The organism is Cupriavidus sp. 2KB_3, assembly GCF_052115685.1.
Classification (GTDB): Bacteria; Pseudomonadota; Gammaproteobacteria; order Burkholderiales; family Burkholderiaceae; genus Cupriavidus; species Cupriavidus campinensis.
In genome coordinates this window covers 11,130-25,036 of record NZ_JBFRHD010000034.1, presented here as the reverse complement: position 1 = coordinate 25,036, position 13,907 = coordinate 11,130, and the positions used below count along the sequence as shown (strand labels likewise).

9 protein-coding genes are annotated in these 13,907 nt (G+C 68.9%); 3 read left to right on the top strand and 6 right to left on the bottom strand.

All coding sequences use genetic code 11. The features are described from left to right. The first annotated feature begins 75 nt into the window (after positions 1-75). On the top strand, positions 76-495 hold the full coding sequence (locus AB4120_RS26745) for a hypothetical protein (RefSeq protein WP_149139323.1): 420 nt from the start codon (positions 76-78) through the stop codon (positions 493-495). On the opposite strand, the gene AB4120_RS26740 is transcribed toward AB4120_RS26745, so the two are convergent. The 5 genes from AB4120_RS26740 to AB4120_RS26720 form a co-directional block, all read right to left on the bottom strand. Next, positions 490-2,127, bottom strand: a complete 1,638-nt coding sequence (locus AB4120_RS26740; protein WP_262389874.1) for a phospholipase D family protein — start codon at positions 2,125-2,127, stop codon at positions 490-492. The genes AB4120_RS26745 and AB4120_RS26740 overlap by 6 nt on opposite strands. A 95-nt stretch (positions 2,128-2,222) precedes the next feature. After that, positions 2,223-3,053 carry a mechanosensitive ion channel domain-containing protein gene (locus AB4120_RS26735; RefSeq protein WP_441643048.1) on the bottom strand — a complete coding sequence of 277 codons (831 nt, stop codon included), beginning with the start codon at positions 3,051-3,053 and terminating at the stop codon, positions 2,223-2,225. Between the two features lie 186 nt (positions 3,054-3,239). Beyond that, a complete protein-coding gene (locus AB4120_RS26730) occupies positions 3,240-4,688 on the bottom strand; it encodes an efflux transporter outer membrane subunit (protein ID WP_149138362.1) in 1,449 nt (482 codons plus the stop codon). Positions 4,689-4,713: 25 nt separating this feature from the next. Next, positions 4,714-6,327 (bottom strand): MDR family MFS transporter, encoded by a 1,614-nt coding sequence (locus AB4120_RS26725; RefSeq protein WP_187645289.1) that lies wholly within the window; start codon positions 6,325-6,327, stop codon positions 4,714-4,716. Next, positions 6,320-7,477, bottom strand: coding sequence for an HlyD family secretion protein (locus AB4120_RS26720; RefSeq protein WP_149138363.1), 1,158 nt, complete (start codon positions 7,475-7,477; stop codon positions 6,320-6,322). Before AB4120_RS26720 ends, AB4120_RS26725 begins: the two co-directional genes overlap by 8 nt. A 113-nt stretch (positions 7,478-7,590) precedes the next feature. Between AB4120_RS26720 and AB4120_RS26715 the strand changes: the two genes are divergently transcribed. Both AB4120_RS26715 and AB4120_RS26710 read left to right on the top strand, forming a co-directional pair. Further along, complete coding sequence (locus tag AB4120_RS26715; protein ID WP_149138364.1) at positions 7,591-8,307, top strand: CerR family C-terminal domain-containing protein; 717 nt, start codon at positions 7,591-7,593, stop codon at positions 8,305-8,307. 429 nt (positions 8,308-8,736) lie between these two features. Then, entirely contained in the window at positions 8,737-9,207 is a 471-nt protein-coding gene (locus AB4120_RS26710) for a copper resistance protein CopQ (protein ID WP_149138365.1), read from the top strand. Positions 9,208-9,442: 235 nt separating this feature from the next. On the opposite strand, the gene AB4120_RS26705 is transcribed toward AB4120_RS26710, so the two are convergent. Beyond that, complete coding sequence (locus tag AB4120_RS26705; protein ID WP_441643047.1) at positions 9,443-13,798, bottom strand: response regulator; 4,356 nt, start codon at positions 13,796-13,798, stop codon at positions 9,443-9,445. Between the last annotated feature and the right edge of the window lie 109 nt (positions 13,799-13,907).

The following is a 13,907-nucleotide window of genomic DNA, read 5'->3' as shown; positions in this document are numbered from 1 at the left end:
GTCAACTTTCCGGCAGGGGATGCCGATAGAATGCGGTGTCGGCGCGGATTCCGTGCCGTCTTGCCACCGATTGCCATGGACCCGATCTCGTTCGAATTTGTCTCCGTCGAGGAAGCCAAGAAAATTCTTGACGGCGAGGTGCCGACCGCCGGCATCGTGGACTGGCGCGACGCCCGCCAGCCGCCGGACCCGACCACGCAGGCGCTGACACCCGCCGCGCTGAAATGGCTCGCGCAGTTGCCGCGCGAGGTGCGCCCGCTGGAGCTGTTCCATACCTACGCGCGTATCGGCAACCAGCTTGCCGCGCTGGCCGGGCAGCAGGGCTACCCGACCCCGATCACGCTCTTCCTGGCCGACCTGCTGATCGACAAGCGCGGGGGCCGGCAAGGCTTTCCGGGCGGCATCGCCCAGGAGCTGTCACGGCTTCAGGAGCATCTGCTCCAGTCCTCCGAGCCGCCCGAAGCCGATTCCGCCCCATCCGCCCCATCCCTATAGCTGGTCCTCCACCGGCAGCACCCGCAGGATGCCGATGCCCATGTGCTGCCACACACTCATGTCGGGCTCGCTCTCCACGGTGGAGACCTGCCCTTTCTCGCGCGTGGTCCACGTCATGGACTCCCCGCCGCCCTCCCCTTTGCGCAGCTCGACCTTGTAGGCAATGTCGAGCAGCCCGTCATCCATGCTCTTGACCAGCCGCTCGGCCAGCGGGGGGCTGTCCAGCACCACGCCCATCTCCGTATTGAGCTTGATCGAGCGCGGGTCCAGGTTCAGGGAGCCGATGAACAGCAGGCGCCGGTCCACCACATAGGTCTTGGCGTGCAGGCTGGCGCGGCTGGAGGCGAACATCCGGCTCTTGCGCGCCCGGCCGCGCGCCAGCTCGGCGTTCGCGGTGGGCTTCAGTTCATAGAGTTCGATGCCGGCCCGCAGCAGCGCCTTGCGCCGGGGCGCGTAGCCGGCGTGCACGGCGGCCACGTCCGTGGCGGCGAACGAGTTGGTCAGCACGCGGATCTTCACCCCCCGTTTGGCGATACCGGCCAGCCAGGCCATGTTCTCGTCGTCGGGCACGAAATACGGCGACACCAGCACCAGCTCGTGCTCTGCCTTTTCCATCATCGCGCGCAACTGCGGAATGGCGTGGGAGGTTGGGTCATCCGGGTCTTCCTCCACCTTGTCGGCCTTGTCCGCGATGATGCGCGCGCCGCCCACGTAGCCGGGCAGATGCCCCAGCTCGATCCCGCGCGCCAGCCCCGAGTCGAGCAGTTCCTGCACGAACTCGCTGGCGCGCACCTGGTCTCCGCGCGCCTCGATGGCCTTGCGGAAGGCGCGCAGCTCGTCCGGCGCCTCCTTGCCCTCCGGCACCAGCGTGGCCACCGGGTAGGCGCTCGCGCTGTTCCAGTATTCGTCGAACACGGCGCTCGCGGCCGGCACGGCGGGGCCGGCCACCATCACGTCCAGGTCGCTGAAATCCATGTCCGGCTTGGCCGAGAAATAGGCGTCACCGATATTGCGCCCGCCGACGATGGTGACGAGGTTGTCCACCGTCATCTGCTTGTTGTGCATGCGGCGGTTGAGCCGGCCGAAGTCAAACGCCAGTTCGAACCAGCGCGCGTGGCGGCTGGCGAACGGGTTGAAGATGCGCACCTCGATATTGGGATGGGAGTCGACGGCGGCCCAGGTCTTGTCCTGCTTGCCGGTGTGGATGTCATCCATCAGGATGCGCACGCGCACGCCCCGGTCGGCCGCGTCGATCAGGTCGCCCATCAGCACGCTGCCGGTGTTGTCGATGTCGAAGATGTAGTACTGGATGTCCAGCGTCTTCTGGGCGGCGCGCGCCAGCGCCATGCGGGCGGCCAGCGCGTCCGGGCCGGCGCCGAGCGGATAGAAGATCGACTTTCCGGGGTTCTGCGCCAGCCGGGGCGCCAGTGTGCGGGCCAGCAGCGTGTTGCTGGTGTCCTTGGCGGCGTAGCTGGGGGTGCGGCCGGCATTGGCCGGCAGGCTCGCGCAACCGGCCAGCGCGGCCAGGCAGAGAGCGGTCAGCAGCAGCGCCGCCAGCGAGCGTCCGCGCCGCCAGCCGGCCCAGCCCGGCCTGCCCACCCCGTCCATCCAGAGCCTCAGCATCGGCGCCATGATCCGCTCTCCTCGAAGATCCCCGTCAGGCCATCTTGCTGCATTGCGGGAACGGCTCTGCGTCCGACTCCCCAATCGACACCCTTCACTCCACCTTATACCGCCGCCCCCACCTGCGGGAGGGTGCACGCGCGGTAGTACCCGCGCACGATCTGCTGGGCCACCGGCAGGCGCGCGCTCACCGGCACCGGGAACCGCACGATGGCGTCCACCCGCTCGGCGTCCACAGGTTCGAACAGCACGCGCGGCTCGAACTGCGACAGGTCCACGAAGCGCATGTCGCCGTAGCGGCGCAGCGTGCGGCCAGCCTCTTCCATGAACGGCTCGCACGCCTGGCGCGCCACGGCCAGCAGCTTCGCCTCCACCACGTCCGGGTCCATGCCCACCGCCAGCGGAATGCGCACCATGTCCAGCGTGTACTTGCCGGCCTGCGAATGGTTGCGCACGGCCGTGGTCAGCAGCAGGCTGTTCGGCACCTGCACCGTAAAGCCCGTGTACTGGCGCGTGGGCGCCACCTCCACCAGCGTGGTGGACATGACATCCATGTCGATGACCTCCCCGCCGAACGGCCCGATCTCGACCAGATCGCCCAGCTGGTAGGGGCGCGTAATCATCCGCATGAACGCGCCCAGGAAACACATCACCAGTTCCTTGCCGACCAGGATCAGGGCCGCCGCGAACGCCGCCAGCGAAATGGCCACGCTCTTCAGCTCCGACACCCAGATGCCGAGCAACAGCAGGAACATCACCGCCGCCACCACGTTGCGCGACGCCACGGTCCAGGCACGATAGGCGCCCCGGTTGTCCGCCTGCAGCCGCCCCGAGAAGAAGCGGTTGATCAGCTTGACCACCAGCGTGCCCGCCAGGACCACCACCATGCTGGCGACCACGTTGATCAGGAGACTGTCGTTGGCGTTGAAGTGCATGGCGGGCGGGCATCCGGGGGCGCGCGCCGGCGGGATCTGTAACACATTGTTGCAAACCACGGCGCGGGGGCGGCGCCAGCTGATCAGATGCGATGCCGCCCACCCGGATTCTATCCACACGCCACTGTGCCGGGCGCGCGGCGGCGCCAACAGCGGTGGGTGTCTGGTTTGCGTGTAGGTGTTTTCTTAGGTGCGCCAGCCCAGCCCGAGCGCCTTCTGCAGCGAGACGTAGTCCTTCAGCAGGTTGGCATCGCCCGAAATGCGGTCCTGCTGGGCCACCACGCGGGTGCGCTCCACGTCCAGCCATTCGAGCATGCTGGCGGTGCCCGCCCGGTAGCGCTGCTGCTGGAGCGTGGACGCACGCTCGGCGGAGGCCTCCACGCGGCGCAGCACCACCACGTTGTCGCGCTGGTGCCCGTAGCGGGAGAGCGCCACGTCGGCATCGCGCAGCGCCTTGAGCACCACGCTTTCGTAGCTGGCCTCGGCTTCGTCCCGGCCGGCCTCGGCGTTATCCACGCTCGCCGCCACCCGGCCAAAGTCGAGGATGTTCCATTGCAGGCGCGGCAGCGTCAGCCACGTGCCGTTTTCCTTGCGGACCAGGTGGCCCGGGTCCATCGCGCTGAAGCCGAGCGAGCCAAGCAGCGACACCTTCGGGAACCAGTCCGCCTTGCGTTCGCCGATCTGCGCCGTGCGCGAGGCCAGCCGGCGTTCGGCCACGCGGATATCGGGCCGGGCCTTGAGCAGCGTGGCGGGGTCGCCCACGGCCACGGTCTCGGGCAGCGTGGGCAGGTCGCGCGCGGGGCCCAGTGCGGTGTCCAGCGTGCCGGGCGAGCGGCCGGTGAGCAGTGCAAGCTGGTCGAACGATTCGATCAAACCCGCTTCCACCGGCGCGATGCGGGCGCGCGTGTTCTCCAACTGCGTCAGCAGCCGTTCCACTTCCAGTTCGGAGGCCACGCCGCGCGCGCGGCGCTGGCGGGTCAGGTCGAGCATGTCGGCCTCCAGCGTCTCCGACGCGCGCAGGTGGGCCAGGCTGGCCTGCTGCTCGCGCAGCGTGACATAGGCCTGCCCCACTTCGGCGGCCAGTTGCACGTGGGCGTCGGCCAGTTCGGCATCGGCGGCCTCGGCCTCGGCGGATGCCGCCTCGATGGCGCGGCGCGTGCCGCCAAACAGGTCGAGTTCCCAGCTGGCATCGAACCCGGCGATATAGAGCGACAGCGGCCCCCGGCCGCCGCCACCACCACCCTCGCCGCCAAACGAGGCCAGGTCCGGCTCGCGCGTGCGCAGCATGGCGGCGCTGGCGTTCACCTTCGGCATCAGGTTGGCGCGATTCCCGGCCAGCCCGGCACGCGCCTGCCGCACGCGGGCGCGTGAGGCGCGGATGTCCGGGCTGTCGCGCAGCGCGGTGTCGATCAGGTTGGCCAGCAGCGGGTCGCCCAGTGCGTGCCACCAGTCGGCCACGTCAGGCTGGCGCGCCTCGGCCAGTGTCGGTGCGTGCGGGAAGGTGCCGGCCGCCACCGCATTGCCAGCCACTTCCGGGGCGCTGCGGTAGTCGGGGCCCACGGTGCAGCCGGCGGCGGCCAGGGCGGCAACCAGGAGAAGCAGCGCCGGCCGGGCGGCGCGAAGGGGTGCGTACATATTAGGTACCGCTTTATTTATCGATTCAATGACCGGCTTCGACCGGGGCGCCCGGGCGGGGCGGCTTCAGCAGCAGTGCCAGCGGCACGCAGCAGAGCAGCGCCAGCCCGAGCGCATAGAAGGTTTCCGAAAACGTCATCACGGCGGCCTGCCGGGCGATCTCGCCAGACAGCTGCGCCACGGCCTGGAGGCTGGCGTGGGCGTAGTCGCCCCCCTGCGCCACAAAGCTGGCGATGCTGGAGGACATATGCTCCTGCCCGATCGCGCTGTTGGCCGTGACCGATTCGCGGATCACCGCGTCGTGGTAGGCGTTGCGGCGGTCGATCAGCGTGCCGAGCAGCGCCAGCCCGATCGACCCGCCCAGGTTGCGCGCCATGTTGTAGAGCCCGGCGGCGTCACCGGCCTCATGGGTGGCCACGGCGGCCATCGACGCCTGATTCAGCGGCATCATCGCCAGGATCTGCCCGAAGCCGCGCAGGATCTGCGACAGCGTGAAGTCATGCCCCACGCTGTCCGTGGTCAGGCCAATGTCGAGCATGCAACTGCCGAAGAAGCACACCAGCCCGGTAATGACCAGCCAGCGGCTGTCCACCTTGCCGAGCAGGCGCGGCAGCACCGGCATCATCAGGAACGCCGGCAGCCCGGACAGCAGCATGATCCCGCCGGCCTGCTCGGCGTTGTAGCCGGCAATCGTCGCCAGGAACTGCGGCAGCAGGTAGGAGACGCCATACAGCCCCGCCCCGACCACCGAGACGATCAAAATCACGCTCGCGTAGTGCTTGTTCAACAGCAGGCGCAGCCGCACGATGGGCGTTTTTGCCGTGAACTGGGCGACGAACATCATCAGCAGGCCGATGGCCGACAGCGCGGAGAGGTAGACGATGGCCGAGGACTCGAACCACTGCTCGCGCTGGCCTTCCTCTAGCACCACGGTCAGCGAGCTGAGGCCGATGGCCAGCCCGATAATGCCGAGCCAGTCCGCCTTGATGAAGGCCGACAGGTCCGCCCGCTCGGGCTTGAGCCCGAAGTACAGCAGCGGCACCAGCACGGCGGTCACCGGCAGGTTCAGGAAGAAGCACCAGCGCCAGTTCACGTTCTCGGCCAGCCAGCCGCCCACCACGGGGCCCAGCAGCGGCCCGAGCAGCACGATCAGGCCGAACATCGACATGCCGATGGGCATCTGGTGGCGCGGCAGCCGGGTACGGACGATGGTCTGCGCGGTGGGGATCATCGCCCCGCCGGCAAAGCCCTGCCCGATCCGGCCGATGACCATCTCCGGCAGCGAATGGGACAGGCCGCACATCATCGAGAACGCCGTGAACAGCAGCGCGTTCCACATCAGGAAGCGGCGCAGCCCGAACACCCGCGTCAACCACGCGGTGAGCGGGATGATGACGATCTCGGCCATCAGGTAGCCGGTGGAGACCCACGTGCCCTCGGTGCCGGCCGCGCCGATCTGCCCCTGGATCTGGGGCAGCGCCGAGTTGGTGATGGAGATGTCGAGCGTGGCCAGCAGCGCGCCGAGCGAGCCGGCGGCCACGGCGATCCAGTCGGCGGCGGAGGCGTTGGCGGGCTTGTCGGCAGGTGGAGTGGCAGGGGCGGCGGGGGCAGCCCCGGCGGGGAGCGCCGCTTCAGCCATGGCGGGCCTCGCCGGCGCGGGCTTGCACCGGATGCAGGTCGCGCGTATCGACATCCACCACCACGGAGAGGCCCGGCATCAGCACCGCGCGTGCCTCCGGGGTCACATCCACATGAATACGTACCGGCACCCGCTGGACGATCTTGGTGAAGTTGCCGGTGGCGTTCTGCGCCGGCAGCAGCGCGAACTGCGAGCCGGTGCCGGGCGAGAGGCTGTCCACCACGCCGTGCAGGTCTTCACCGGGCAGCGCATCCACATGCAGCGTCACGCGCTGGCCGGGGCGCATGCGGCCCACCTGCGTTTCCTTGAAATTGGCGGTCAGGTAGAGGTCCTGCACCGGCACCACGGTCAGCAGGCGCGTGCCGGGCTGGGCGAACTGGCCCACGCGCACGCCCTTGTCGGCCACGCGGCCGGCGTTGGTGGCGCGGACCACGGTGTCGTCCAGGTCGAGCCGGGCCTGCCGCGCGCTGGCCTGCCCCACTTCCAGCTGCGCCTGCGCCTGCTGGAGCCGCGCCTGCAATGTCACCACCTGGCTTTGCTCCACGCGCAGCGCGGCCTCGTTGGCGGCCAGCGTGGTGCCCGCGCGGGTCTGGGCGTTGCGCAGTTCGGCGGTGCGTTCCTCGGTCTCGGCGCCGGACTTCACCAGCGGCGCGTAGCGCTCCACCTGCGAGGCGGCGTAGCGGGCGTTGGCACGGGCGCCGTCCACCTCGGCACCGGCCTGGGCGATGCGGGCCTTTTGCTGGGCGAGGTCGGCCTCGGCCCGCGCCACGTCCGCCTGGCGCGAGGCCACGGTGGCCTGCGCCTCATCGAAGGCAGCCTGGTACTGGCGATTGTCCAGCCGCACCAGCGCCTGGCCGGCGGTGACCTGCTGGTTGTCGCGCACGAAGACTTCGGCCACGTAGCCGCTCACCTTCGGCGCCACCGTCACGCTGTCCGCCTGGAGGTAGGCATCGTCGGTACTTTCGATAAAGCGGCCCACCAGCCACCAGCTCGTGCCGAACACCACGCCGGCCAGCAGCGCGAGCACGCCCAGGGCGAGCAGCACGGTGCGGCGGCGCGAGACGGCACGCGGCCTGCGCGCCGAAGATCCAGCAGAAACGGGAAGGCCGGCAGCCGGATTGGCGGCGGCGGAAGATTGGGGGGCAGACATGGGGGCGCGGGGCTTGGACAGCACTATTGAGGGGGACCGCGCAATTATTCCACTTGGAATAATTGTGTCAACTGATATATTTCTGCCTGCCCACGGACTGAGGAAAACGCAACATGGCCCGACACAAGCCCGCCACCGAAGGGGGTTACCAGCGCGGCGAAGAGACGCGCGCAAGGATCATCGAAGCTGCGCTGCGGCTGTTTGGCGCGCACGGCTTCGACGGGGCCTCCACGCGCGACATCGCCCGCGAGGCCGGGGTCAACGCGCCAGCGCTCCAGTACTACTTCGACAATAAGGAAGGGGTGTATCTGGCGTGCATCGACTATTTCGTGGACCGTGCCTGGGGTCTGCTCGCCGATGTGGTGATCGGCGCCGAGGCCGTCGCGGCCCGCCCGGACGCCACCGACGCCGAACTGATCGACGCCTACCTGGGCCTGCAACTGCGCTTCACCACCTTCCTGCATGAATGCCCGGACACCGACCACTGGCGCCAGTTCATGGCCCGCGAACGTGCCGGGTTGGGGCCGCCCGCCGCGTTCGAGCGCATCGACGCGGGCATCAACCGCCGCATTTTCGCGGTGACATCGCAGGTAATCGGGCGCCTGACCGGCCAGCCGGCCACCGACGAGGCCACGCGCATCCGCACCATCGCCATCGACAGCCAGGTGGCCGCATTCAAGGTCATGCGACGCCACGTACTCAGGGCGCTGAACTGGGACGCCTTCGGTGAAGCCGAGACCGCCCGGGTACGGGAAGTGATCCGTGAGCAGACACGGACGTTGCTCGAAGCCCTCGTTGCGCAGCGCAATGCAAAGGATCTACGAGGGTAGAGCGTTTACTCTAACTCCCGGGGTAGTGGGATGGAACCTTTGTGGTTGTGTCGATAAATCAATAACTTAGGTCATCACACCTTCCAGCCCGCCGGGGCAGACCGTCCACTTTTTCAACGAAATACGATTGCGCGGCGCAAAAAGTCCTTGCCTGTCTATCTAGTAGTAGATAATATTCGAGCCATGGACAGCGCTGCACCACCCGGCAAACAGAAACAAGCCCCGCGATGCAGTACCGGTCCACGCAGTACAAGTTGTCGATCAGTACCGGAAGGCGGTCTTTTTTTTTAGCCCTGAAAATCTACCTACCAGTAGATAGCAGCAAAAGAAGAGACAGCCACAACGCAGCAAAACAACGCAGCACCGACGGCCCCGCGATCCACCTCCTACCGAGATCGCCCGGCCCAAACGAAGACAAGGAGCTACACCATGAACGCCAAGACCATCCTTACCGCCGCCGCCCTCGCCGCCGCCTTCGTGACTGGCGCTGCGCAAGCCGCACCCGCCAACAAGACCGGTGAAGTCTACGGTTACACCTACCGCGTGAACGACGCCCGCAACGCCTTCACCGATGGCGCCCGTGCCAGCGGCGTGAACGAACCGCGCAACCCGTATGTGGATGGTGCCCGCGTTGGCAAGGCTGACCCGTTCACCGACGGTGCCCGTACGGTAGCCGGCCTGGATCTCACCGGTGTCTCGGCCAGCCCGGCCCGCACTGCTGATCCGTACCTGGACGGCGCCCGCCAAGGCACGTTCGACCCGTTCACGGAAGGCGCCCGCACGGTAGCCGGCCTGGATCGCACCGGTGTCTCGGCCAGCCCGGCCCGCACCGCTGATCCGTACCTGGACGGCGCCCGCCAGGGCAAGTTTGACCCGTTCACCGAAGGCGCCAACGCCTGAGTCCCGCCCGATGACGGCGGATTGGCAGCAAGTCAGACAAACGGAGCACTAGCCTCGGGGCTCCCCGAGGCGGGCTCCGGGTTGTCATTCCTGGAGTCCATCATGACTTTCCGTAACAGTGCAGTGATCGTCGGCGGCTGGGTCGCCGTCGTCGTGGCGAGCGGTTCCGCCGCCGCCGTGGTCGCGCAGACGCTGATCTGAACGCCACCCCCCTTCGCCACAGGACCGATTCCGGTCAGCCCTGCAAGACGCCGATGAACGCCGGCAGCGCGTAGGGCTTGCGCAGCGTGACCGCGTTTGGCAATGCGGCACGCTGCACGGGCGTGAGCACCACGTCGTAACCGCTCACGAAGATCACCCGCAGCGCCGGTTGCAGCCGGCAGGCATCCATCGCCAGGTCCACGCCGGAGGCGCCGGACAGCCCCACATCGGTCAGCAGCACATCGACCGGCCCCTCGCGCAGCACGGCCATTGCCTCGGCATCGGTGCTCGCTTCCACCACGCTTAGCCCGAAGGTCCGCATCAGCTCGGCGGTGCTGGCACGCACCAGTGCGTCGTCTTCGACGAAAAGGATGCGTTGCGGCGCCAGTTGCATCGTGGGGGGTGTATCAGGCACCTCCATGGCTATCGAAGCCGGTGCCTCAGGCGCCGCCGGGCCCAATTCGGCCCCGCCGCTCACCAGCACGTGGCGCACCTTGCGGGCAAGCGCCTCACGCGTGTAGGGCTTGCTCAGCAATTCGATGCCCTCGTCGAGCCGCCCGCTGTGGACGATGGCGTTGTCCGTATAGCCCGACGTGAACAGCACCGCGATGCCGGGCAGCCGCTCGCGCACCTTGCGCGCCATTTCGGTGCTGCGCAGCGGGCCGGGCATGACCACATCGCTGAACAGCAGGTCCACCGGCACGCCGCTCTCGACGATGGCCAGCGCGCTCAGCGCGTCGCGCGCCTTCAGCACGCGGTAGCCCAGGCTGGCCAGCATATCCACCACGGTGGCGCGCACGTCCTCGTCATCCTCCACCACCAGCACGGTCTCCGTGCCGCCGCCTGCCGGCCCGGCATCCACATCGGTCTCGAGGTCTTCCTCCTCGCGCACGCGCGGCAGGTAGAGCCGCACCGTGGTGCCCTGCCCCGCCTCGCTGTAGATCTTCACATGCCCGCCGGACTGCCTGACAAAGCCGTACACCATGCTCAGGCCCAGCCCGGTGCCCTGCCCCTCGGGCTTGGTGGTGAAGAACGGCTCGAACACCTGCGCCTGGATCTCGGGCGACATGCCCGTGCCGGTATCGGTCACCGCCACCATCACGTACTGGCCGCGCGCCGCATCGGCATTGCGGCGCGCGTAGGCATCGTCGAGCACCGCGTTGCCGGCCTCGATGGTCAGCCGGCCGTGGCCGTTCATGGCGTCGCGCGCGTTGATCGCCAGGTTCAGCAGCGCGTTTTCCACCTGGAACGGGTCCACCAGCGTGTTCCAGAGGCCGCCCGCCACCACGGTCTCGATCTCGATGCCATCGCCAAGCGCCCGCCGCAGCATGTCGTCCAGCCCGCGGATAAAGCGGCCCAGGTTCACCACCTTCGGCGCCAGCGGCTGGCGCCGGCCGAACGCCAGCAGCTGCGATGCCAGCTTGGCGCCGCGCGCCACCCCGGCCAGGGCGTTGCGCACCCGCGCCTCGGGGCGCTCGTTGCCGGATACATCGCGCGCCAGCAGTTGCAGGTTGCCGCCAATCACCTGGAGCAGGTTGTTGAAGTCGTGCGCCACGCCGCCGGTCAGCTTGCCGATGGCCTCCATCTTCTGCGCCATGCGCAGCGCCTCGTCGGCATGGCGCAGGGCCTCGGCGGCTTCCTTGTCGCTGGTGACGTCGCGGCCCACGCCGTGGATGCGGCCCGTGGCGGGGTCCACCGTGAGCGTCCAGGCCACCCAGCGCAGCCCGCCATCGGCCCGCGTCATGCGGCATTCGTAGCGCACCGCCGTGCCATCGTGGCGCAGCGCGATCATCTGCTCGGTCACCGCCACCAGGTCGTCCGGGTGGACGAAGGCCATGCACGAGCGGCCCAGCAGCGCGCTGTCCGCATAGCCGAGCGTGCGCCGCCAGGACGGGCTGAAGCGTTCGAGCACGCCGTCGAAGCTGGCCACCATCAGCAGGTCTTCGCTCAGCTCCCAGAGGCGGTCGCGGTCTGCCACGGTCTCGGCCACGCGGCGTTCGAGCGAATCGTTCAGCTCGCGCAGCGCCTCCTGCGCCCGGGTGCGCATGGCGATTTCCTCGCGCAGGCGGCGTTCCGTGGTGCGGCGCAGGTGCGACAACTGCAGATTGCTGGCCACCCGGGCCAGCAGCTCGCGCGCGGTGAACGGCTTGGTCAGGTAGTCATCCGCGCCAGTGGCCAGGCCGCTGACGCGCGCTTCCTCGCCCGCGCGGGCGGAGAGCAGCACCACGGGGGTCTCGCGCAGCGCCGCGTCGGCGCGCACGGCCTGCACCAGGGCGAAGCCGTCCAGGCGCGGCATCATCACGTCCGAGACGATCAGGTCCGGCGCGTGCGTGCGGGCCATGTCCAGCGCCTCCTGGCCATCGGCCGCCACCTCCACCGTGTGCCCGGCCGCGCCCAGGATGCGACGCATGTATTCGCGCAGGTCCGCGTTGTCATCGACCACCATCACATGCCCGCGCACCGCGCCGGGCACCGCGTCCGGCGGAGGCGCGAGCATGGCCAGCGCGGCAGCCGGCATCGCCTCTGCCTCGGGGGTCCAGCGCCGCGCGGCTTCCACGTAGGCCAGCGCCTGCTGGCTGGCGTGTGACGACAGGTTTGACGCAGACCCGGATGCGGCTGGCTGCGGCGCGGCCGCCCGGGCCGTGCGCGGCAGCGTGACCACGAAGCACGTGCCTTCGCCCAGTTCGCTCTCCACGCGGATCTCGCCGTCGTGCAGGCGCACCAGTTCCAGCACCAGCGCCAGGCCGATGCCGCTCCCCTCGATCGACCGGCCCACGGCACCGGACACCCGGTGGAAGCGCTCGAACAGGCGGGGCAGCTCATCCGCCGCAATGCCAATGCCGGAATCGCGGATGCTCAACTGCACGCCGCCGTCTTCCGCCTCGCGCACCGCCACCGCAATCGCCCCGGTGTAGGTGAACTTGAAGGCGTTGGAGAGCAGGTTCAGGACGATGGTCTCCCACATGTCGCGGTCCACCGACACGGGGAAACCCAGCGGCGCGCAATCCACCACCAGTTGCAGGCCGGCGCCCTCGATGGCCGAGCGGAACAGCGAGGCCAGCTCGGCCGTGAACGCGGGCAGGTCGGTCGGCTGGGGGTGCTTCTGCACCCGGCCGGCCTCGATCCGCGAGAAGTCGAGCAGCGCATTGACCAGCTTCAGCAGCCGCAGGCCGTTGCGGTGGGTAATCTCCACCAGCTGGCGGTCGGCGTCGCCGGCGCCACCCGTCTCGTCCGCGCGGTTCAGCAGTTCCTCGAGCGGCCCCAGCATCAGCGTCAGCGGCGTGCGGAACTCATGGCTGATATTCGAGAAGAACGTGGTCTTGGCGCGGTCGATCTCGGCCAGCGCCTCGGCGCGGCGGCGCTCTTCCTCATAGGCGTGCGCGTAGCTGATGGCCTGGCCGATCTGGCCCGCCACGAGGTCGAGAAAGGCGCGGTAGCGCTCGCCAAACAGCCGGCACGGGTTCAGGCCGACCACCAGCACGCCGCTGCGGGTGGTTTCGCCCGAAGGCATGACCGGCACCACCGCTGCGTGGCGCGGCGCGAACTGCCACGCGCCGCCGGGCAGCGTCGCCCCGAAGCGCGCGGACAGGTCTTCCACCAGCATCACCTCGCCCTGCGCCAGTACCTCGGCAAACGGCCAGGGGCCGCCGCCGGTGGGGATCTCCGCCGGCGCGGCCGGGTGGCCCACTTCGATGCCATGGTGGCCGCACAGCGTGGCCGTGCCGGCGCCGCGCTCGCCCAGATAGAGCAGCGCGAAAGGAATGTCGAACGGATTGGCGCCCAGCGCGCGCAGGCTCAGCGCGCAGGCTTCGTCCCAGGAGCGGGCATTGGTGGCCGACGAGGCCAGTTCGCGCAGCAGCTTGAGTTGGCGCTCGGCCACCACACGCTCGGTGTCGTCGCTGTTGGCGCAGATGATGCCGCCCGTGCCGCCGTGATCGTCGGGCACCGGGCTGTAGGAGAAGGTGTAGTAGGTCTCCTCGGGGTAGCCGTTGCGCTCCATGATCAGCAGTTTCTGTTCGACGAAGCTGCCTTCGCTGCCCTCCATGGCCGCGTCCAGCATCGGCCCGATCTCTGGCCAGATCTCGCTCCAGACGCGCTCGGTCGGCTCCCCCAGCGACGCCGGATGCTTGCCGCCGATGATCGCCTTGTACGGGTCGTTGTAGAAGAAGCGGAGGTCGGCGCCCCAGCCCACCCAGATCGGCTGGCGCGAGGTCAGCATGATGCGGATGGCCGTCTTCAGGCTCTGCGGCCAGGTCTCGGGCACGCCCAGCGGCGTGGCCGACCAGTCGTGCGCGCGGATCAGCGCGCCCATCTCGCCGCCCCCGGCGAGGAAGGCAGGGGCGATGCCTTCGGCATGGAGCGGCGGCACATTGCCCACCGTGTTCTTCATGGAACCTCCGGATTCCGGCATGTATCTCTCTATTCACTTTTCTGGCATGCGCCGCATGGTGCATTGTCAGCATGCGGGGGCTTCTATAGTCTGCCGGGAAACACCGCGT